Source organism: Actinomadura sediminis (genome assembly GCF_042675525.1).
Classification (GTDB): Bacteria; Actinomycetota; Actinomycetes; order Streptosporangiales; family Streptosporangiaceae; genus Spirillospora; species Spirillospora sediminis.
The window spans coordinates 1-19,039 of record NZ_JBHTJA010000026.1; the positions used below are offsets into that span (position 1 = coordinate 1).

20 protein-coding genes are annotated in these 19,039 nt (G+C 71.9%); 9 read left to right on the forward strand and 11 right to left on the reverse strand.

Going from position 1 to position 19,039, the window contains the following annotated elements:
* Positions 1-255 precede the first annotated feature (255 nt).
* Positions 256-624, forward strand: coding sequence for a hypothetical protein (locus tag ACFQ11_RS15490; protein ID WP_378299015.1), 369 nt, complete (start codon positions 256-258; stop codon positions 622-624).
* A gap of 336 nt (positions 625-960) precedes the next feature.
* On the opposite strand, the gene ACFQ11_RS15495 is transcribed toward ACFQ11_RS15490, so the two are convergent.
* The 3 genes from ACFQ11_RS15495 to ACFQ11_RS15505 form a co-directional block, all read right to left on the reverse strand.
* On the reverse strand, positions 961-1,779 hold the full coding sequence (locus ACFQ11_RS15495; RefSeq protein ID WP_378299016.1) for a methyltransferase domain-containing protein: 819 nt from the start codon (positions 1,777-1,779) through the stop codon (positions 961-963).
* 25 nt (positions 1,780-1,804) lie between these two features.
* Positions 1,805-1,996 (reverse strand): hypothetical protein, encoded by a 192-nt coding sequence (locus ACFQ11_RS15500; protein ID WP_378299017.1) that lies wholly within the window; start codon positions 1,994-1,996, stop codon positions 1,805-1,807.
* A gap of 642 nt (positions 1,997-2,638) precedes the next feature.
* Positions 2,639-3,214 (reverse strand): CGNR zinc finger domain-containing protein, encoded by a 576-nt coding sequence (locus ACFQ11_RS15505; RefSeq protein WP_378299018.1) that lies wholly within the window; start codon positions 3,212-3,214, stop codon positions 2,639-2,641.
* Positions 3,215-3,313: 99 nt separating this feature from the next.
* Here ACFQ11_RS15505 and ACFQ11_RS15510 point away from each other — a divergent pair, with 99 nt between their 5' ends.
* On the forward strand, positions 3,314-4,483 hold the full coding sequence (locus ACFQ11_RS15510; protein ID WP_378299019.1) for an epoxide hydrolase family protein: 1,170 nt from the start codon (positions 3,314-3,316) through the stop codon (positions 4,481-4,483).
* A gap of 41 nt (positions 4,484-4,524) precedes the next feature.
* Here ACFQ11_RS15510 and ACFQ11_RS15515 read toward each other — a convergent pair whose 3' ends face one another.
* Positions 4,525-5,385 (reverse strand): SAM-dependent methyltransferase, encoded by an 861-nt coding sequence (locus ACFQ11_RS15515; protein ID WP_378299020.1) that lies wholly within the window; start codon positions 5,383-5,385, stop codon positions 4,525-4,527.
* Positions 5,386-5,414: 29 nt separating this feature from the next.
* On the opposite strand from ACFQ11_RS15515, the gene ACFQ11_RS15520 reads away from it, so the two are divergent.
* The gene (locus ACFQ11_RS15520) at positions 5,415-6,704 is read left to right on the forward strand and encodes a cytochrome P450 (protein WP_378299021.1); all 1,290 of its coding nucleotides are present in this window, start codon (positions 5,415-5,417) and stop codon (positions 6,702-6,704) included.
* Between the two features lie 132 nt (positions 6,705-6,836).
* On the opposite strand, the gene ACFQ11_RS15525 is transcribed toward ACFQ11_RS15520, so the two are convergent.
* The 3 genes from ACFQ11_RS15525 to ACFQ11_RS15535 are packed head-to-tail and all read right to left on the reverse strand — an operon-like array spanning position 6,837 to position 10,194.
* Positions 6,837-7,691 carry an alpha/beta fold hydrolase gene (locus tag ACFQ11_RS15525; protein WP_378299022.1) on the reverse strand — a complete coding sequence of 285 codons (855 nt, stop codon included), beginning with the start codon at positions 7,689-7,691 and terminating at the stop codon, positions 6,837-6,839.
* Positions 7,691-8,617 (reverse strand): VOC family protein, encoded by a 927-nt coding sequence (locus ACFQ11_RS15530; RefSeq protein ID WP_378299023.1) that lies wholly within the window; start codon positions 8,615-8,617, stop codon positions 7,691-7,693. Before ACFQ11_RS15530 ends, ACFQ11_RS15525 begins: the two co-directional genes overlap by 1 nt.
* Positions 8,618-8,649: 32 nt before the next feature.
* Positions 8,650-10,194 (reverse strand): bifunctional 3-(3-hydroxy-phenyl)propionate/3-hydroxycinnamic acid hydroxylase, encoded by a 1,545-nt coding sequence (locus ACFQ11_RS15535; RefSeq protein ID WP_378299024.1) that lies wholly within the window; start codon positions 10,192-10,194, stop codon positions 8,650-8,652.
* A gap of 152 nt (positions 10,195-10,346) precedes the next feature.
* Between ACFQ11_RS15535 and ACFQ11_RS15540 the strand changes: the two genes are divergently transcribed.
* Positions 10,347-11,006, forward strand: coding sequence for a TetR/AcrR family transcriptional regulator (locus ACFQ11_RS15540; protein ID WP_378299025.1), 660 nt, complete (start codon positions 10,347-10,349; stop codon positions 11,004-11,006).
* Positions 11,007-11,025: 19 nt separating this feature from the next.
* Here ACFQ11_RS15540 and ACFQ11_RS15545 read toward each other — a convergent pair whose 3' ends face one another.
* Positions 11,026-11,793 carry an IclR family transcriptional regulator gene (locus ACFQ11_RS15545; protein ID WP_378299026.1) on the reverse strand — a complete coding sequence of 256 codons (768 nt, stop codon included), beginning with the start codon at positions 11,791-11,793 and terminating at the stop codon, positions 11,026-11,028.
* A 66-nt stretch (positions 11,794-11,859) separates the two neighbouring features.
* On the opposite strand from ACFQ11_RS15545, the gene ACFQ11_RS15550 reads away from it, so the two are divergent.
* The 4 genes from ACFQ11_RS15550 to ACFQ11_RS15565 are packed head-to-tail and all read left to right on the forward strand — an operon-like array spanning position 11,860 to position 15,722.
* A complete protein-coding gene (locus ACFQ11_RS15550) occupies positions 11,860-12,993 on the forward strand; it encodes a cupin domain-containing protein (RefSeq protein ID WP_378299027.1) in 1,134 nt (377 codons plus the stop codon).
* Positions 12,990-13,820, forward strand: a complete 831-nt coding sequence (locus ACFQ11_RS15555; RefSeq protein ID WP_378299028.1) for a fumarylacetoacetate hydrolase family protein — start codon at positions 12,990-12,992, stop codon at positions 13,818-13,820. The genes ACFQ11_RS15550 and ACFQ11_RS15555 overlap by 4 nt, the downstream gene beginning before the upstream one ends.
* Positions 13,820-14,449, forward strand: coding sequence for a maleylpyruvate isomerase N-terminal domain-containing protein (locus ACFQ11_RS15560; protein WP_378299029.1), 630 nt, complete (start codon positions 13,820-13,822; stop codon positions 14,447-14,449). Before ACFQ11_RS15555 ends, ACFQ11_RS15560 begins: the two co-directional genes overlap by 1 nt.
* A gap of 22 nt (positions 14,450-14,471) precedes the next feature.
* A complete protein-coding gene (locus ACFQ11_RS15565; protein ID WP_378299030.1) occupies positions 14,472-15,722 on the forward strand; it encodes an FAD-dependent oxidoreductase in 1,251 nt (416 codons plus the stop codon).
* On the opposite strand, the gene ACFQ11_RS15570 is transcribed toward ACFQ11_RS15565, so the two are convergent.
* Entirely contained in the window at positions 15,632-16,123 is a 492-nt protein-coding gene (locus tag ACFQ11_RS15570; protein WP_378299031.1) for a DUF6463 family protein, read from the reverse strand. The two genes, ACFQ11_RS15565 and ACFQ11_RS15570, sit on opposite strands and share 91 nt — an antisense overlap.
* On the reverse strand, positions 16,120-16,677 hold the full coding sequence (locus ACFQ11_RS15575; protein ID WP_378299032.1) for a TetR/AcrR family transcriptional regulator: 558 nt from the start codon (positions 16,675-16,677) through the stop codon (positions 16,120-16,122). The genes ACFQ11_RS15570 and ACFQ11_RS15575 overlap by 4 nt, the downstream gene beginning before the upstream one ends.
* A 130-nt stretch (positions 16,678-16,807) precedes the next feature.
* Here ACFQ11_RS15575 and ACFQ11_RS15580 point away from each other — a divergent pair, with 130 nt between their 5' ends.
* Positions 16,808-17,560 (forward strand): CAP domain-containing protein, encoded by a 753-nt coding sequence (locus tag ACFQ11_RS15580; protein ID WP_378299076.1) that lies wholly within the window; start codon positions 16,808-16,810, stop codon positions 17,558-17,560.
* Here the strand turns inward: ACFQ11_RS15580 and ACFQ11_RS15585 are convergent, their stop codons facing one another.
* Positions 17,561-18,940: a sigma-70 family RNA polymerase sigma factor gene (locus tag ACFQ11_RS15585; RefSeq protein WP_378299033.1), complete on the reverse strand. Its 1,380-nt coding sequence runs from the start codon at positions 18,938-18,940 to the stop codon at positions 17,561-17,563.
* Between the last annotated feature and the right edge of the window lie 99 nt (positions 18,941-19,039).

The window sequence follows — 19,039 nt, forward strand, 5'->3', positions numbered from 1 at the left end:
GCCCTCAACGCCTTCGACATCGCCTTCGAAGGCCGCCTCACCACCACCCGCAACTGACCCGAGCAAGATCAAGTTACACCGTTAACTGGACACTCCCAGCCTCGCAGGCCGCCATGACCACATCCCAGGGGTCGCCGATTCCCACGCTCCAAAGTGCGGCCGCATCGTGAAGCCGTAGAGCTTGTTCTCGTTCGCTCATGTGAGTCATGGACGCCCTTGCTTCGTGCAGTGTGAGCCGGAGGTTTGAGGACTACCGTGGACACGGTGGAAACCGCTGAGGAGGCCGACCGGCAAGCACGGGTGTTCTGGTCGATTTTAAGAGACAGCGTTGCGAGAGTCGCGATGAACGCTCAGGATCAGATCCGCGACCCTGACGTGCACGAATGTTTCATGTGGGAGGCCGGGTACCCGGTCCTGTGGCGCAGCGAAGAAGCCGGGTGGGTTTCCCCGGAACTGCGCTCACGTCTAGACGCTCTCGACCACCTGTTGGATCAACTGAGCGACGCTCCCGGCGCATGGACTGACGAAGCCATCATGTTGTTGCCGCTGTGGGAAGAGGCCCGCAGAGCCGCGCTGGAGTGCCTCGTGCTCATGCCTACAGCGCCTTGGGAGGTGGGAACATGACGGTAGCCGTAGCGCCGTGCCCGTTGCGTGCGGTCTGTTCGTTTGTCGTAGCGGATCTCCGGCCGGAACGCTGACGTCGATCGGACGGTTGCCGTCCGGGGCGGTCCAGAGCGTCGCGCACGACCTCGCCCGCACCGGGTAACGATGCGTCGTGCTCGGCCTCGTCCGGCTGCCCCTGCGCGACGTATCTGCCGACGGGCAGCCTGGAGCTGCCGGTGCACAGGATCAACGGTCGTGACGACCGATGGCGCTCCCGGTCGTCACGCCCGGCCACCGGGCCTTGTCGAGAGATGAGCACGCCTGTCGTCTACGGGACGACCGAACGGTAAGAGCCGGTCATGCACGTGGACGGTGGTGGCCGGGGGTTCTCCGTACGTAGTACGTCGCCTCGTCGTGATAGCCCAGCCACCGCAGCGAGAGGGGACACCGGGACGCCGGACGCCAGTGTTCGGCCAGTTCCGCGAAGAACGAAGGCTCGGCGCACAGGCCACCCGGACGGTCACCGATGTAGAAGAGTCCGGGGCCCTCGTAGGCGCGCAGGGCCTCCGTGGCCATCGGATCCCGCTGGGGAGGCCAGATGATGGCCAGGACGCGGTCGGTGTGCCGCCGGGCGGCGTCCACTGCCGTGGCGGTCTGGATATCGGTGTAGCGGAATCGATCGGTATAGCCGTTGCGGTCGGTGACGGAGTCGGTCGCCAACACATCGATGCCATGCGCCCGCAATAGCCAGGCCCAGTAGCCGCTACCTGCCCCGACCTCCAGCAGACCACGGCCGGAGAGCCGGTCCGCGAACCAGTCGAGGACCGTGCGCGAGGCGATCGCCCAACTGTAGACCCGGGAGAGTTCCTGCCGCCGGATCATCGCGGAGGCGGCATCGTGGTCCGTCGGCAGATGGTCGAAGACGTCGATGACCGGCCCGGCCTCCGGTCCCCGGCGCAGGGCCGGATACCACAGCAGGGGCACCATTTGCGGGTTCCGCTCCGCGAACTGGGCATCACGCGCGGGCAGCAGTTCGCCGAGCGGCTGGAAGGGCGCGTGCCAACCAGGCAGGAGCACACCATCGCGATGCCGTTCCCAGTAGCGGACCAGCCGCTGGCCGGTCTCGGCGATACGGCTGATGACGGTTTCCGCAGTTGAGGAAGCGGGGCCGGTCATCATTGCCTCCTTGCCCCGTTCCGCCTCAGAACATGTGGTCCGGTGTCGCGATCTTCATGTGATCCGGCGTCGCGGTCTTCATGTGGTCGGGCGTCGCGATGCCGGTCGCGCTGTCCTGCCGGGTGACGCCGTCGGCGGGAATGGCGACCGCGGCAGCGGCAAGCGTCGCGGCCGCGGCAGCGATAACGGCCATGTTGCGTGACGATCGAGATTCCATGGTGTTCCCCCTTTTTGGGGCGAAGAGAAGCCGCGTGCAATATGCACACAGTTGACCGAGTTGAGTGCGGCCCGCACTCAACGAGGGTCTGGACTGGGTTTTGGGAGAGTTGCCGTTGGGTCGATTGCCCCCCTTTTCCTGCGTCAATGGCCGCATGAGTTGCGACGGCCCCTAGGAGCACATCGATCGCGTTACCGTCTCGCGACAGCGAGCCGACCACCCGTTCACTCAAGCGGCGCCAGTGGTGATCACGCTACAGATGTAGCGCGGGGATGGCAATACGGTGAGACCCTGCGGCCGACGACGTCCAGGCCCTGGGCACCGTGCGGACAGGGAACGGCGCATCGGGCCCCGCGTTGCCTGTTGGTTTCACCTCAGGTGTCGGCCTTCCCTCGGCCCGGCGCTGGCCTGCTCGGCCTTTGTCCGTATTCCGCAGGACGTCGTGCACTTCGCGGATCCGCGAAGCTTCGTGGTGCGTGCAGCCATGCGCACGGTTCCCCGTCGCGGTTCCAACCGGTGCGAGTCATGGGGCTGGACACAACTCGGCCTTGCCTGCCTCTGACGGTCCCATGTGTGACGGGAATGTTGAGCGGCGCCGCGGCATAACGAGGCGCCTACCGAGAGCCATGACGTCCGGTGCGATCACTCTGCTGGTTTGGGGGCGTTGCGCTGCTTGGCGTTGAAGCGTGCTTTCTTTTGACGGTTCCCGCACGTGTTCATGTCGCACCATTTGCGGGTGCGGCTCTGGCTGGTGTCGAAGAAGGCGGCTCGGCAGGTCGGTGAGGCGCACAGGGCCAGCCTCCCGTCTCGTTCGCCTGCGATGATGCCGATCGCATCGGCGGCGATCACGCTGAGGGCGTCTTCCACGCGGGTGGCCGGACCGAGCCGCCATTGCCGCCTGCCGTCGGGCGTCAGGATCGCGGCGGCGCGGCCCTCGGCGCTGCGGTCGTTGATGACTCGGACGGGGGCCGCGGGGAGAGCGTCCCCGACCGCGGCCGCCGTCGCGGCGGCGTGGATCGCCTCCCTCAGTTCCCGGGCGAGGTCGAGCTGGGCAGGGGTGCAGGACTCCACGGCCAGGCCGTTCACCGCCAGCCAGTCGACGAGTCGCCGCGGCGTGGGAATGCGCTCCACGGCGTCGCCGCACCGCTCCGTCAGAGTCGCCGTGAAGCTGGTCGCCAGCACGCTGCCGAGGCGGAAGTCGGGGAAGCCGGCACGCATGGAACCACCTTAGCCGGTTGCATGCCGGCCGCGGGCCTGTTAGAACCGTCTTAGCCGGTTCGCGATGCGGGCCGGTTCCGCGATGGCCCAGGAGGTCTCATGTCCCGTCCGTCCGGCGACGTGCATGCGTTCGAAACCCATGCACCCGACGCCGATCTCGATGATCTGCGTGCGCGACTGGACGCGGCGCGGCTGCCGGAGGCCGAGACGGTCCGTGCGGCGCCCGGCCGTCGACGTTGGGAGCAGGGCGTTCCGCTCGCCGACCTCGTCGATGTCGTGAACTACTGGCGCACCGAGTACAACTGGCGGCCGTTCGAAGAGCGCCTCAATCGCATCGGCCAATTCCGCACGACCATTGACGGACTGGGGATCCATTTCCTGCACCGCCGGTCCGCGCGCGCGGACGCCACTCCTTTGGTCTTGACGCACGGGTGGCCGGACAGCATTGTCCGGTTCATCGATGTCGTGGACGAGCTGGCGGATCCGGACGATGCGGACGCGCCGGCGTTCCACGTCGTGGTTCCGTCGCTACCGGGGTTCGGTCACAGCGACAAGCCGGCCACGACCGGATGGGGCACCGAGAAGATCGCTGCCGCGTGGGTGGAGCTGATGGGGAGGCTCGGCTACAGCGAGTTCGCGGCCCACGGCGGCGACTGGGGCGGGAACATCACCACGGTCCTCGGCGGCAGGTTCCCGGCGCACGTTCTCGGTATCCACACGACGTTCGCGGAAGCGCCGCCCGGGTTGACGACGGACGGCCTGACGGCGGTCGAGCGCACGTGGGCCGAGGAGACCCGCGATTTCTGGAGCCACCGCGCGGCGTACGCGAAGCAGCAGGCGACCCGGCCGCAGACCATCGGCTACTCGCTCGTCGACTCACCGGTCGGGCTTCTCGCCTGGATCCTCGACAAGTTCGCCGAGTGGTCGGACACCGAGGACAGCCCGTTCGAGACGATCTCCATGGACAGCGTTCTCGACGACGTCACCCTCTATTGGCTGACGCGGACCGGCGCATCGGCGGCCCGCATTTACTACGAGAGCCACAACTCGCTCGACCCCGAACTTCGGGTCGACGTCCCGGCGGCGCTCACCATGTACCCCCGCGACACCGAGAAGTGCCCGCGTCCCTGGGCGCAGGAGCGGTACCGGCAGATCGTCCGGTGGGCCTTGCCTGAAAGCGGGGGGCATTTCCCGTCGCTGGAGGTGCCCGAGTATTTCGTCAAGGATCTGCGAGAGGGCCTCGCGGCGGTGCTGGCCGCCGGCCGGTGAACGCGGACGCCGGGACCGTTGCGGCGACGGCCGGCCCAGGGTCAGGGCCGTCGATCGCCCTGGTCGGGGGCGTCGGTCTTGCGGGCCACGCCCGCGTAACACCATTGGCGGTCGGCGTCGAACGGGACCGCGTCGTCGGGGCGCCACATCGACAGGGTGGTGAGGCCGGGGTCGACGAGGTCGAAGCCGTCGAAGAGGCGGGCGACCTCGGCGCGGGACCGCAGGGTGATCTGGTAGGTGGCCTTCTCGTAGACGGCCCCGGCGTCGCGGACCCGGTTGTCGGCGTCGAAGTCGGCGGTCACGTGGGTGATCGCCAGGTGGCTGCCGGGGGCCATCGCCGCGCGGAGACGGGCGACGATGCCGGGCGGGTCGTCCTCGTCGCCGACGAAGTGCAGGACGGCCAGCATGAGCACGGCGACGGGTTCGTCGAAGTCGATGAGGGCGCGCAGTTCGGGGGCGTTCAGGATGTCGTCGGGGCGGCGCGCGTCGCCTTGGACGACGGACACGCCGGGGGTTCCGGCGAGCAGCGCCCGGCCGTGGGTGAGGACGACCGGTTCCTTGTCGACGTAGACGACTCGGGCGTCCGGGGCGACCTGGTGGGCGATCTCGTGCACGTTGCCCTGGGTGGGCAGGCCGGAGCCGATGTCGATGAACTGGCGGATGCCGGCCTGGGCGAGGTAGCGGACGGCGCGGCGCAGGAAGGCACGGTTCTCCCGCGCCATGAACGGCGTGTCGGGAGCGTGGCGGACGACCTCGTCCACGGCCTCCCGGTCGACGGCGTAATTGTCCTTGCCGCCGAGGAGGTAATCGTACATTCGCGGGACGTTCGGCCTCGTGGTGTCCAGTTTCTGCTCCCCGATCGCTCTCCTTGCCCGACCATATCGCGAAGATCGCCGGGACATGTCAACATTGCGAGCACAAAGGAGGAGCAATGGGAGACGGTCTGGCGCAGATCCCGGGGCCGCCGGCGGGCGACGACGGCCTCGCCGCCGCTGGCGGTCTGCACAATTACCAGCTGAAACTGCACAGGGAGTACGGGCCGGTGGCGCGGTTCGCGCTGCCCGGCGCGGGCGAGGCGGTGTCGGTCGCCGACCCGGTGCTGCTGGAGGCGACCGCGAAGATCAATAAGCGCCCGGAGAAGCTGTTCGAGTTCCTGGCCGTGCTGCAGGAGTCGGGGAATCTGCAGACGATCCCGGCGGACGAGCACGGCCCGTGGCGGCGGGTGATGTTGTCGGTGCTGGCCGGACGGCCTTCACATGAGGCGCATTTCACCCAATTCGTTACATTGACCTCAGAACTGGCGGATCGGTGGGCGAAAGCGGACGGCCCGGTCGCCCTGCAGGGGGATCTGAGCGAGCTGTCGCTGCGCATGATCTGCGAGTACGCGCTCGGCAGCGGCCTGGACGCGGACGAGACCGCCGGACGGGTCGTGGCCGCGTTCGAGGACGTCCTCACCGCGCAGCTCCAACGGGGGGAGGGCGGCGAGGAGTCGCTCGCCTTCCTGCGCGCGACCGTCGACCGGGTGCTCGAGGCGCATCGCGAGAGCGGGACGGGCGGCCGCAGCGACCTGATCGCCGCGCTGGCCGAGGCGGGCGAGTCGCCGGCGCGGATCCGCGACACGGTGCTGATGACCATGCTGGCGGCCCACCACACGACCGGCGTGGCGATCTCGTGGACGCTGTACCTGCTGGCGCGGCATCCGGACGCGGCGGCGCGGGTCGCGGACGAACTCGACCGCGTCCTCGGTGACCGGGCCGTCCCCGAGTACGGCGACCTCAAGCACCTGACGTACCTGGACGCCGTGGTCAAGGAGACCATGCGGCTGTACCCGCCGGGGCCGTACGGGGCGCGGGAGGCCACCGAGGACGTCGCGATCGGCGAGTACACGGTCCCGGCGGGGACGACGATCTTCTACCCGTTCTGGGCCGTGCACATGAACCCCGAGTACTGGCCCGACCCGCAGCGGTTCGACCCCGGCCGGTTCGCCCCGGAGGCGTCGGCGGGACGGCCCCGGCTGGCCTACATCCCGTTCGGGATCGGCCCGCGCAGCTGCGAGGGCGCCGCGCTCGCGATGGTCGAGGCCGAGCTCGTCCTCGCCGTCCTGCTGAAGCGGTTCGAGTTCCGGGCGGCACCCGGCCAGACGGTCACGCCGGTCGAACGGTTCGTCCTGTGGGCGGCCGAGGACATCCTCATGGAGGTCACGCCCCGCCGAACGTCCTGAAGGGTCCCGCTCCGGCACCCGCCCGAAATCCTCGGCCGGGACCGTCTCCGGCGCGGGCTCCTCACGTCGGTGGCCGAAGTGCAGCGCCGTCTCGAGGTCCGGCACACCGGCCGGCGGGACGCGCCGGGCTGATCAGGGAGTCGGGGTGTCGCGGAGGAAGGTCGTCACGAGGCCGTTGAACTCGTCGGCGTGCTCGATCATGGCCCAATGGCCGCAGCGGTTGAGGAGGACCAGGCGGCTGTCGGGGATGGCGGCGAGGAGGTGGAGGGAGTTCTCGAAGGGGACGACCCGGTCGTCGCGGCCGTGAACGAGGAGGGTCGGGACCCGGATGTCCGGGAGCAGGGCGAGGTCGGCCCAGATGGGGAGCGGGGCGCCCTTCGGGAGTCCTTCGACGTAGTTGCGCAGGTGTTCGGGACGGGCCAGTGCGGCTTCCGAGCGGGCGCGGCAGAGGTCCGGGGTGGCGAATCGGGCCTTGTCGAAGCACATGATCTCGACGAGGGCGCGCATGTTCTCGGGGCCGGGGTCCCGGTACGCCTCGATGAGGACCTTCAGCCCCTCGGAGGGGCCGTCGCCGGGGGCGAAGAGGCCGGGCTTGCGGCCCAGCGGCGGGCCCATGGTGACCAGGTGCGTGATGCGGTCCGGGTGTTCGGTCGCGAGCCGGAGGGCGGTTTGGCCGCCCATCGAGTTGCCGACGAACGCGGCCTTCTCGATGCCGAGGGCGTCCAGGAACTGGACGGCCGCGTCGACGTGGTCGAGGCGGTCGACCGTCGCGGCGTCCGATCCGCCCCAGCCGGGCATGTCGACCGCGTACACGTGGAAGTGCTCGGCGAGGGGTTCGATGTTGCCGGAGAAGTTGCTCCAGCCCGTGGCGCCCGGGCCGCTTCCGTGCAGGAGGACGACCGGGTGCCCTGCGCCCGCCTCGTAGTAGCGGAGGGTCCAGTCCTTGGTCGTGACTGTACGCGCCGTGTCCGCGCTGGTCAGGGGCATCAGTGGGCACCCTTTCCGGTGGTGTGGGAGAGCAGGTCGGCGACGGCCCCGGGCGGCCGGTGGCCCCAGCTGTGCAGGCGGTCCAGCGTTGTGACCTGCCAGGTTTCGTCGTCCACGAGCAGGCCGCCCCAGCCGTACTCGACGCTGAAGCCGGACGGCGTCCGGACGTAGAAGCTGAACATGTGGTCGTTGGGGTGCATCCCGAGGGTCATCTCGAACGGCTGCTTCGCGTCCATGCAGCGGTCGTAGGCCATGCCGACGTCGCGGATGTCGGTGACCTCGACCATGAAGTGGTGGGTCCTCTTCGGGTGCGGCATGTCCCCGAAGGCCACGGAGTGGTGGCGCGGGTTGCAGCGGAGGAAGACCAGGTCGGCGAAGACGCCCGGAGCGAGTTCCTCGACGATGCGGTCGGAGATCCGGAAGCCGAGGAGGTTCTCGTAGAACTCCAGGTAGGCGTCGCGTGCGACTCCCTTGGCGAGGAGCACCTGGTGGCCCGCGCCTCCGGCGCCGGTGACGAACCCGCCGAGCAGGACGCCGGAGCGGAAGGGGGCGGCGGCGTCGGCGAAGCCGGTGACCAGTTCGACGCGGTTGCCCATCGGGTCCGCGGTCACGACGATGCGGTCGACCTTGCGGGACGCGGCGAGCGCGGCGTCGCCCTCGGCGGCCTCGACGCCGGCGGCCGTGAGGCGGCCGACGAGCTCGTCGAGGGCCGCGTCGTCCGCGACCTCGTAGCCGCTGGCCGCGAGGTCGTCGGCGGGGCCGCGCCGGACGAGCCAGCGGTACGCCTTCTCGTCGGTGCGGAGGGCGATGGCGTCGGCGCTCTTCTCGGCGAGCTGCATGCCCAGCAGGTCGACGGCGAAGTGCTCCCAGTCGCGGAGGCTGCTCGCCTCGTACACGACGTACGCCAGTTCTTTGACTTCCGTCATCGGAACGTTCTCCTTGTTTGTCGAATCCGCGGTCAGGCAGGGACGGTGATGCCGGAGACGTCGGCGGCCGCGACGAAGCGGTCGGGACGTACCGCGACCGCGCGGGCGCCGTACCGTGCGAGCCACGGAAGCAGGGTCTCGTCGAGGTCGACGAGTTCGTCGGGTCCCCGCGTGTAGGCCGTTTTGGGGCGGATCGCGATGTAGCGGGCGCCGAGCGCGTCCCACTGCGCCTTCTCGTCGCCCGACAGGAGGGCCGCCGGGTCGACGTCCGCGCCGAGCAGGACGAAGCCGTCGCCGAGCAGGTCGTCGAGGCGCGCCATCCGGCCGGTGGTGTCGCCCGCGATGGGCTGCGGGACCATGCGGCCGACGACGCTCGCATCGCCGACGGGGCCGCGGAGCCAGCCCGCCGTAAGGACGGGCGGCGCGGTCAACGGCGGCTCGAACGGGGTGACCGTGTCCTCCGGGACCCGCGTCAACTCCGCGATCTCCGCGGGCGTCGCCTCCTGCTTGATGACGCGGCCGAGGCGGACGGCGAGGTCGGTGAAGAACGCCGCGTTCGGACGGCGCTCGACCTCATAGGTGTCCAGCCAGCTCGCGGGGAGTTCGCCTTTCAGGACGCGGGCGAGCTTCCAGCCGAGGTCGTGGGCGTCCCGGATGCCGGTCTGCATTCCGGCCCCGGCCCAGGGCGGCATGAGGTGGGCGGCGTCTCCGGCGAGGAACACGCGTCCCGCCCGCCAGGTCTCGGCCATCCGGGTGTGGTGGCGGTAGAAGGCCCACTGGTGGACGGAGACGTCGTCGGTGGTGACGCCGAGTGCTTTCAGCAGCGGCCAGACGTCCTCTTCGGTCGTGAAGTCGGCCTCGGTCTCACCCGGCCCGAGCGGGATCTCCCAGCGGTGGTTTCCGGCGGAGAGCGCGATGTCGACGACCGGGCGCCGTTCGTCGGACCAGAAGGTGAGGAAGTCGCGGTCGGGCCACCAGCGCTTGACGCGGCAGTCGATGACGATCCACTGCACGTCGATCGTGTCGCCGAGGAGCCGGCTGCCGATCATGTCGCGGGCGGTGCTGCTGCCGCCGTCCGCACCGATGACGTAGCGGACGCGCGCGGTGCGGGTCTCGCCGGTCGCGACGTCCGCGGCGGTCACCGTGACGCCGTCGGCGTCCTGTTCCAGCGCGGTGACGGCGAGCCCGTAGCGGACGTCGAGCAGGTCGCCGTGCTCCTGGGCGCACGCGCGGAGCTCGGCCTCCATGACCGGTTGGTAGATGTTGTAGAAGCGGGCCTTGGCGCCCAGCGACGACGGCGGGTGCTCGACCCGCATCATCTCGGTGCCGTCGTAGGTCACCCAGCGCAGCGCCCGCTGCGGCTCGATCACCTTGTCGATCCGCTCGTCGATGCCGAGGCTCTGGAAGATCCGCATCGTCCAGTCGTTGACCGTGACCGCGCGGGCGCGGGGGTAGATGTGCGCGTCCCGCTCGAACGCGACGGCCGAGATTCCGTGTTTCGCGAGGGTGAGTCCGGCGGTCACACCTGTGGGGCCGTAGCCGACGATCGCGACGTCGGCGTCGAAACGCTGGGGCATGCGGGCTCCGAGGGACGGTCAGGGGCGGTTTTGTACCGGTCGTTCGGTACGAACGTGACTACCTTCACATCTCGGCCGAGTCGACGCCAAAGAATTCTGCTGTGCAGAACGGCGGGCGCCGAAGGGGGTCCGAGGGCGTTTATGCTTCAGCCGTGGACGGCGAGAAGAACGGCAACCGCCGAGGCCGCAGGTCCCGGGACGAGATTCTGGACGTCGCCTCCCGGATCATGGCGGAGCGCGGGTACGCCGCCACCTCGCTGTCGGTGCTGAGCAAGGAGACCGGCCTCCCCAAGAGCGCGGTCTACCACCACTTCCGCTCGAAGGCCGGCCTGCTCTCGGCGGTCATGGCGCGCGGCGCCTACGAGTTCTTCGCGGCGATGCGGGAGGCGCAGGCGGACGGGCCGGTCGGGGACGCACCGCGGGAGCGGCTCACGTGGTGCCTTCAGCGCACCGGCGAGGTGTTCCTGGCGCGCCCGGAGTTCCTGCGCCTGCACCTGCTCCTCGTCATGAGCGCCGAGGCGGCCGAGGCGAAGGTGGAGGCCATCATCGAGGAGGTGCGGCGCGACGGTCGCGCGCACATGAACCGGATGATCGCGGCGTCCTTCGCCCCGGAGGGCCCTGAGATCGCCCAGGCCGTCGCGGACGAGCTGGACTACTTCGCGATCGCCGGGTTCGACGGCGCGTTCGTGGCGTTGCAGGCCGAGCCCGGGCGCGGCCTCGCCGACCAGATGACGCTGCTGGCCGAGGCCATCGCCGCGCTCGGGGAGGCGCGGTTGGCGGGCCTGCGCGCCGCCGTGGCCGCGCGGAGCTGAGGGGCCGGCCCGCCTCGGGTCATTCGTGGGGCGGGGCGTCCAGGTCGCGTTCCAGGGCGTCGGCGGCCTTGCGGAGGGTGCCGACCAGGGCGGGGAGGCGTTCCTTCTCGTACCGCGCGCCGGGCATCGACACCGAGAGGCCGGCCAGGACGGAGCCGTCCGGTGCGCGCACGGGGACGCCGACGGCGACGACGCCCCGCTCGGAGCGGCCCTCGTTCAGGTCGAATCCGTTGCGGCGCACGCGTGCGAGGTCGGCCTGGAGGGCGTCCATGTCCGGGCGCTGGTCCTCCTTGCCGGCGTACAGCGCTTGCAGTTCGTCCGGCGGGAGGTCGGCGAGGAGGAGCAGCCCGGCGGTGGTGCGGTGCGCGGGGAAGACCATGCCCTCGCGGGAGCCCACGCGGAGGGTCTGCCGGGACTCGACGCCGGCGATGAAGCGCACCGTGGCGCCGGTGCGGACGGTGAGGTTGGCGGACTCGTCGAGCAGATCGACCAGTCTGTGCAGGTGCGGCAGCGCGGCCGCGCGGAGCCGCGCCGCCGTCGACTGCGAGTGGGCGGCGAGCTCGAGGACGGGGCCGACCCGGTAGGTGCGGTCGGCGTCGCGGACCGCGAAGTCGCGGTAGACGAGCATGGCGAGCAGCCGGTGCGCGGTCGAGGCGGCGACGCCGAGCCGGTGCGCGACCTCGGTGACCGTGAGGGGGCCCTCCAGTTGCAGCATCGTCGCGATGCGCAGGGCGTTGTCGACGCTCGCGATGGCGTACGGGGGCGGCACTTTGAGCGGCTTGTCCATTCCACTCCGATTCTGTATGCCAGAATTTCCTTTTCCTGAGCAGGGTACCGGCGAGACGATCGCCCCATGACCAGCACCCCTGTGCGGCTCCGGGCCGTCGACGCGCCCGGGCAACCGGACGTCACCCCGGAACTCGAGGATCTCTACCGCGGCTTCGAAGCCGAACTGCTCGTACCGTTGTGGACGGAGATCGGCGACCTGATGCCGGTCCGTCCGCGTTCCCGCGCCGTCCCGCACGTGTGGCGGTGGGACCGGCTGGCCCGCCTCGCCGGGGAGGCCGGACGGCTCGTCCCGGTCGGCCGCGGGGGCGAGCGGCGGGCGATCGCGCTGGCCAATCCGGGTCTGGACGGCCGGCCGTTCGCGACGCCGACCCTCTGGGCGGCGATCCAGTACCTCCTGCCCGGCGAGGACGCGCCCGAGCACCGTCACACGCAGCACGCCTTCCGCTTCGTGGTGGAGGGCTCCGGCGTGTGGACGGTCGTCGGCGGGGATCCGGTGCCGATGAACCGCGGCGACTTCCTCCCGCAGGCCGGCTGGAACTGGCACGCCCACCACAACGCCACCGACCGGCCGATGGCCTGGATCGACGGCCTCGACATCCCGTTCCAGTACCTGACCGAGTCGCAGTTCTTCGAGTTCGGGCGCGAGGAGCTCTCCGAGGAGGAGCGGACCACCCCCGAGCGGTCGCGCTCCGAACGGCTCTGGGGCCACCCGGGACTGCGCCCGGTCGGCGCCGGCCGCACCGCCCCCGGGACGCCGCTGCTCTCCTACAAGTGGGAGTACACCGACCGCGCGCTGGCCGATCAGCTCGCGCTCGAAAGGGAGGGGCACGGCGGCGTGGTCGAGCCGGGCCACGCCGCCGTCCGGTACAGCAACCCGGTCGACGGGGGCGACGTGCTCCCCACCGTGCGCGCCGAGTTCCACCGGGTCGTCCGGGGCGCCGAGACGGCCCCGGTCCGGGAGACCGGCTCCGGCGTGTACCAGGTGTTCGACGGCTCCGGCACGGTGACGGTCGGCGACCGCGCCTGGTCGGTGACGCGCGGGGACCTCTTCGTCGTCCCGTCGTGGGCGCCGTTCTCGGTGCGGTCCGAGGCCGGGCCGTCCGATTCCGACTCCGGTGCCCTGGACCTGTTCCGCTTCACCGACGCGCCCGTGTTCGAGGCGCTCCACCTCCACCGCGACACCGAGGACGGCCGATGAGACTCGCCACCATCCGCACCGCCGACGGCACCCGCGCCGTCCGTCTCGACGACGGCGGGCTCGTCGACCTCGGCGCCGCCGACCTGGGCGTCCTGCTGGACGACCCGGACTGGCGGGCCCGCGCGGCGAACGCCTCCGGCACCGTCCACGACGCCGCGGACGCCGACTTCGCCCCCGTCGTGCCGCGCCCGTCGAAGGTGGTCTGCGTCGGCCACAACTACCGGAACCACATCGAGGAGATGGGCCGCGAGCTTCCGGCTTATCCGACGCTCTTCCCCAAGTTCGCCGACACCCTGATCGGCGCCCGCGACGATGTGGTCAAGCCCGCCGAGACCGAGGCGCTCGACTGGGAGGTGGAGCTCGCGATCGTCATCGGACGGGACGTGCGCCGCGCCGACGACGCGCGGGCCGAGTCGGCGATCGCGGGCTTCACGGTCATGAACGACATCTCCGTGCGGGACTGGCAGTTCCGCACCATCGAGTGGACCCAGGGCAAGATCTGGGACTCCTCGACCCCCGTCGGCCCCTACCTGGTCACGCCGGACGAGGTCGGCGGCGTCCGTCCCGCGCTGCAGGTGCGGACGGTCGTGGACGGCCGGGTGATGCAGGCCGACGACACCGGGACACTGCTGTTCGACCCCGTCTTCCTGGTGAGGTACGTGTCCACGATCGTTCGGCTGCGGCCCGGCGACCTGATCGCGACCGGCACCCCCGCCGGCGTCGGGCACGCGCGCGACCCGAAGGTGTACCTGACCGGCGGCGAGACGGTGGTGACCGAGGTCGAGGGTGTCGGCGCCTGCATCAACCGCATCGTCGGGGACGCCTGATGGCCCGCTCGGCGGCCGACGCCCTCCGCTGGACGCACGCGGGCACCGGCCTGTTCGCGGACGCCGTCCGCGACCTGGACGATCGCGGGTTCGGCGAGCCCAGCCTGCTGCCCGGCTGGACGCGCGGGCACCTGGTCGCCCACGTCGCGGCGAACGCCGATGCGCTCGGCAACCTGGTGCGCTGGGCGTCCACCGGGGAGGAGACCCCGATGTACGCCTCGCCCGAGGAGCGCGCGGCCGGGATCGAGCGCGGCGGCCGCATGGGCGGCGCGGAGCTGGCCGAGTGGCTGGCGCGTTCCTGCGCGGCGCTGCGCACGGGCATGGAGGCGCTGACCGAGCGTCAGTGGGAACGGGAGGTGGTCACGGCGCAGGGCCGTACCGTCCCCGCGGCCGAGGTGCCCTGGCTGCGTGCGCGCGAGGTGCTCGTCCATGCCGTCGACCTGGGCACCGGCGTCCGTTTCGCCGACCTGCCGGACGGTTTCCTCCGGGCGCTCGCCGCCGACATCGTCGCCAAGCGCGGGCTGGACGCCTCGGCGCTGCCGGACGGGCCGCCGTCCGAGGTGGCCGCCTGGCTGGCCGGACGGCCGCACGCCCTCGCCGACGCCCCCGTCCTCGGCCCCTGGCTGTGACGCGATCCAGAGAGCGGAGATCATGAACGACCCTGATGTGCTGATCGTCGGCGGGGGCATCGGCGGGCTGGGCGCCGCGTACGCGCTGGCCCGCCGCGGCCTCGCCGTCCGGCTGCTGGAACGGTCGCCCGCCTTCGGCGAGGTCGGCGCCGGCATCCAGCTCGCCCCCAACTGCACCCGCATCCTCGCCGACTACGGCCTGCTGGACGAGGCCCGCGGCCGGGGCGTCGCACCGGACGCGATGATCATGCGCGACGCCGTCGACGGCGCGGAGCTGACCCGCCTCGACCTGCGCGACCTCGAGCGCCGCTACGGTTTCCCCTACCTGGTCATCCACCGCAGCGACCTGCACGCGATGCTGCTGCGCGCCTGCGAGCGCGCCGGCGTCGAGCTGCTGACCGCGCGGGAGGCGGTCGGCTACGCCAACACCGGGGACGGCGCCCGCGTGACGCTCGCGGACGGACGCGTCGAGCGGGCGCGGGTCGTCATCGCGGCCGACGGGCTGCACTCGGTGGCGCGGCGCCTGCTGGTGGACGATCGTCCGGTCTCGTCGGCGTACGTCGCCTACCGCGGCACCACGCCGGCCTCGACCGGCCGGGCGGCGGGGGTCGACCTGTCCGAGGTGACCGTGTACGTGGGCCCCCGCTGCCACTTCGTCCACTACGGGCTGCGCGGCGGCGAGCTGCTCAACCAGGTGGCCGTCTTCGAGTCCCCCAAGGCGCTCGCGGGCGAGGACGACTGGGGCACGCCCGACGAACTGGACGCGGCCTTCGCGGACACCTGCGCGTTCGTCCGCGACGGGCTGTCCGACATGTGGCGCGACCGGTGGTGGCGGATGTACGACCGCGATCCGATCATGTCGTGGGTGGACGGCGACATCGCGCTGCTCGGCGACGCCGCCCATCCCCCGCTGCAGTACATCGCCCAGGGCGCGATCATGGCGATCGAGGACGGCTGGGTGCTCGGCGAGCACGTCGCCCGGCACCGGTCCGGCGACGGGTCGGTGGACTGGCGGGCCGTCTTCGCGGCCTACGACGCCGTGCGTCCCGAGCACTGCCGCCGCGTCCTCACCACTTCGCGCGCGTGGGGGGAGCTGTGGCATCTGGACGGACGGCCGCGGCTGCGGCGCAACGTCCTGCTGCGGGAGCGCGACACCTACGACTACTCGTTCGTGGACTGGCTCTACGGGCCGACCGCGCTGGACCCGTCCGACGAGCCGCCGATGTTCACCCCGGTGCCCCTGTCCTCGGCGAGCGGCGCCCTCGGTTCCTGAGCGTCGCGCCGCCGGTCGGCGGGTGCGGGGCGGCGGGCGGCGTACAGGGCGAGGAGGCCGATGATCAGGAGGGCCCAGCTGCCGGTGACCGGGAAGTAGATGGCGCACATGGGGACGCCCAGGGCCAGGAGGTACCAGCCGACCTGGGCCGGGAGGCGGCCGGTCGCGCGCAGTACGTGCCGGGTCAGCGTGCCGATCGCGAGCAGGGCGATGCCGGCGCTCATGAACCAGATGCTGGCTTCGCGTTCGAAGTAGCCGGGGGCGTCGGTGTCGACGGCGGTGCGGACGAAGCCGTCCCCGGCGATGTCCGCCCAGGCGTTCGGCTGGGCGAAGGCCCACCCGAAGTGCAGCAGCGCGGTCGCGATGATCAGCCGGGGCGTCCACCGGGCCAGTGCGCTCATGACGTCCGTCCGTTCTCTTGCGGCGCCAGGCGCAGCGCCAGCGTGTAGATCTCTCGCAGTTCCTCGGCGGGCACCGGCGGGACGAGCTGCTGGGCCCCCACCAGCAGCAGGTAGAACAGGCGGGCGAGCGGCCCCGGATCCCGGTCCGCCGTGTCGAGGCCGCGCACCAGCGTTCGCAGGTAGTCGATGCGCCGCCGGTCGACGCGTTCCTGGAGCGCGCGGGCCTCGTCGTCCTGCAGGGCCCAGGCGCGCATGGCGTTCTCCAGGTCGTCGCTGTCGCCCTTGGCCGCCAGGACCAGTTCCATGAGGCGGTGCAGCTTGGTCCCGGCCGTTTCGCCGGCGCACTCCGCGTCCTGGATGAAGCGGCTGGTGTGCTCGCTCTCGTAGTACGCGAGCAGGTCGGTCTTGAATCCGGCCATGCCCTTGAAGTGGTGGTAGAAGGACCCCTTGGTGAGGTCGAGGCGGTCGGTCAGGCGTTCGAGGGTCAGCGCGGGGGCGCCGTCCTCGGCCAGGATCCCGATCCCCGCTTCGAGCCAGTCGTGCCTGCTCGCCATGTCACCGCCTTGATCGTTTCTCCGGACCATACCATACGGAATGGTATGGCGGATTTCCGCAGATTTCCGTTATCGCCGTCCCGCACGCGGGTCTGCGTCGTGATCCGTACACGGAAGGGACGTGGAAGCGATGAGGGAACGGGACGGGCGCGGGCCGCGGCGGGCGTCGGAGCGGGCCGTCGTGTGGACGGCCGTGGGCGCGGCGGGGCTCCTCGTGGCGGGGGCGGTCGCCGGGACGGTCGTGGGCCTGGTGCGGGACGAGCCGGACGGGACGCTCGCGGGGCACGCGCGCACACCGGCGCCGGCGGCGACCCGGTCACCGGGCCCCGCGTCGCCGGCCACCGCGTCACCGGAACCGTCGCGGACGGAACCGGAACCGCCGGCCGGTGCGGCCCGCGCGTCCGCGCCCGTCCAGCGGGACTCGCGGAAGCCCGCGCGGACGCGCACGCCCGAACCGGCGCCGACCGGACGGACGAGCGCGCCGCGGCGGACGGCCCCGGCGGGCGGGTCGGTCGCGGCGCGGGTGGTGGCGCTCGTGAACGAGGCGCGGGCCGGGAAGGGGTGCGGGCCGGTGCGCGGCAACGCGCTGCTGGACCGGGCGGCGCGGGGGCATTCGGCGGACATGGCGGCGCGCGGCTTCTTCGACCACACGGACCCGGACGGGGACGGCCCGGGCGACCGGATCAGGTCGGCGGGGTACCGGTGGTCGACGTACGGGGAGAACATCGCGAAGGGGCAGCCGAGCCCGGAGCGCGTGATGGAGTCGTGGATGAACAGCCCCGGCCACCGCGCGAACATCCTGAACTGCGCGTTCGACGAGATCGGCGTCGGGGTCGTCGAGGCGGGCGGCCCGTACTGGACGCAGGTGTTCGGGGCCCGCTGATCAGCGGGGGGTCGCGAACACCTGCGTCCACCAGGGGCCGCCGGGGCCCCGCGCCACCGCGACGCCGATCTGCCGGAGGTCGCAGTCGACGATGTTGGCGCGGTGCCCCGGGCTGCCCATCCAGGACGCGACGACGCGGCCGGGCGTCGGCTGGCCCTGCGCGACGTTCTCCGCCCACCGGGTCCAGCGGTATCCGGCGGCGGCGATCCGGTCGCCCGGCCCGCCGCCGTCGGCGCCGCGGTGGCCGAGGGCGCGGCGGGCGGCCATGTCGGACGAGTGCGCGCGTGCGGCCTCGCGCAGCGCGGGCGAGACGGTCAGCGGGCGGCAGCCCGCGCGGGCGCGTTCGGCGTTGACGAGCCGGACGACCTGCTCCTCGACGGTCGGCGGCGCGGCGGGCGGGGGCGGGGCGAGGTGGTCCTTCGCGGGCGTCGTCGCGGGGGCGGGCGTCCGGGACGGCGTCCGCTGGACGGGTGCGGAGTCGAGGGTGCGGGGCGGCGGGGGCGGCGGTTCGTGCAGGCTCCACACGGTCACGGCGGCGGCGATCGCGAGCGCCACGGCCGCCGCCGCCCACCCGGCGCGCGTCGTCCCGCCGGTGCCGGCGCCGGCCGCGGACGCCGCCGAGGCGAGGTCGAAGGCGTCCGGCGGCGGGACCATGACGAGCCCGGCGAGGAGCGCCTCGGGCGGGAGGAGGTCGCGGCCCCGGTCGGCGCACGCGGGACATTCGCGGACGTGCCGCGCGATGCGCTTGCGCCACAGCGGCGACGGGCGGCCGTCCCACCGGTCGAGGACGAGCGCGTCGCAGCGGGGCGGCGCGAGCGCGCGGACGACGGCGCGGCACGTCGCGAGCTGCGCCTTCATGCGCTGCACCCGGACGGCGGCGTGCGCGGGGCTCACGCCGAGCCCGTCGGCGAGTTCGCGGCGGGTGAGGTGGCCCGACGCCTCGAGCCACCAGAGGGCGAGGACGTCCCGCTCGCCGGGGTCGAGCCAGCGGGTGGCGTCGGCGACCTCGCGGCGCTGCCCGGCGAGTTCGAGGCGCAGGACGGCCGTCTCCGCGAAGTCGGGGACGGGCTCGGCGAGCCGCGCCAGGGCGTGCGGGTCGACGGGGGCGCGCCGGCGCAGCGCCGCCCACCGGCTGCGGACCTGGTTCATGGCGATGGAGACGAGCCAGGAGCGGAAGCTTGCGGGTTCGCGCAGGCCGTCGAGGCCGCCGAGCGCGCGCAGCAGCGACTCCTGCACGACGTCGTCCACGTCGGCGTGGCCGTCGAGGGCCCAGCCGACCACGTTGTAGAGGAGCGGGAGGTGTTCGGCGACCAGGGCGTTCCTGGCCGCGGGGTCGCCGTCCTGCGCCGCCCGCACGAGCGGTGCCACGTCCTCGGGCACGGGCTTCACCGTCCTTCCGGGTGCTCCTCAGGAGACGCCCCGGAACGCGGCGGATAACACGAAATGCCGATGATCGGCAGATTGCGGGCCATCGCCGTA

Bases quoted from the DNA above. Each gene is read 5' to 3' on its own strand.
- ACFQ11_RS15495 (WP_378299016.1), bottom strand. From the start codon at position 1,779: ATGACCGGCCCCGCTTCCTCAACTGCGGAAACCGTCATCAGCCGTATC.
- ACFQ11_RS15500 (WP_378299017.1), bottom strand. From the start codon at position 1,996: ATGGAATCTCGATCGTCACGCAACATGGCCGTTATCGCTGCCGCGGCC.
- ACFQ11_RS15505 (WP_378299018.1), bottom strand. From the start codon at position 3,214: ATGCGTGCCGGCTTCCCCGACTTCCGCCTCGGCAGCGTGCTGGCGACC.
- ACFQ11_RS15510 (WP_378299019.1), top strand. From the start codon at position 3,314: ATGTCCCGTCCGTCCGGCGACGTGCATGCGTTCGAAACCCATGCACCC.
- ACFQ11_RS15515 (WP_378299020.1), bottom strand. From the start codon at position 5,385: ATGTCCCGGCGATCTTCGCGATATGGTCGGGCAAGGAGAGCGATCGGG.
- ACFQ11_RS15520 (WP_378299021.1), top strand. From the start codon at position 5,415: ATGGGAGACGGTCTGGCGCAGATCCCGGGGCCGCCGGCGGGCGACGAC.
- ACFQ11_RS15525 (WP_378299022.1), bottom strand. From the start codon at position 7,691: ATGCCCCTGACCAGCGCGGACACGGCGCGTACAGTCACGACCAAGGAC.
- ACFQ11_RS15530 (WP_378299023.1), bottom strand. From the start codon at position 8,617: ATGACGGAAGTCAAAGAACTGGCGTACGTCGTGTACGAGGCGAGCAGC.
- ACFQ11_RS15535 (WP_378299024.1), bottom strand. From the start codon at position 10,194: ATGCCCCAGCGTTTCGACGCCGACGTCGCGATCGTCGGCTACGGCCCC.
- ACFQ11_RS15545 (WP_378299026.1), bottom strand. From the start codon at position 11,793: ATGGACAAGCCGCTCAAAGTGCCGCCCCCGTACGCCATCGCGAGCGTC.
- ACFQ11_RS15550 (WP_378299027.1), top strand. From the start codon at position 11,860: ATGACCAGCACCCCTGTGCGGCTCCGGGCCGTCGACGCGCCCGGGCAA.
- ACFQ11_RS15555 (WP_378299028.1), top strand. From the start codon at position 12,990: ATGAGACTCGCCACCATCCGCACCGCCGACGGCACCCGCGCCGTCCGT.
- ACFQ11_RS15560 (WP_378299029.1), top strand. From the start codon at position 13,820: ATGGCCCGCTCGGCGGCCGACGCCCTCCGCTGGACGCACGCGGGCACC.
- ACFQ11_RS15565 (WP_378299030.1), top strand. From the start codon at position 14,472: ATGAACGACCCTGATGTGCTGATCGTCGGCGGGGGCATCGGCGGGCTG.
- ACFQ11_RS15570 (WP_378299031.1), bottom strand. From the start codon at position 16,123: ATGAGCGCACTGGCCCGGTGGACGCCCCGGCTGATCATCGCGACCGCG.
- ACFQ11_RS15575 (WP_378299032.1), bottom strand. From the start codon at position 16,677: ATGGCGAGCAGGCACGACTGGCTCGAAGCGGGGATCGGGATCCTGGCC.
- ACFQ11_RS15580 (WP_378299076.1), top strand. From the start codon at position 16,808: ATGAGGGAACGGGACGGGCGCGGGCCGCGGCGGGCGTCGGAGCGGGCC.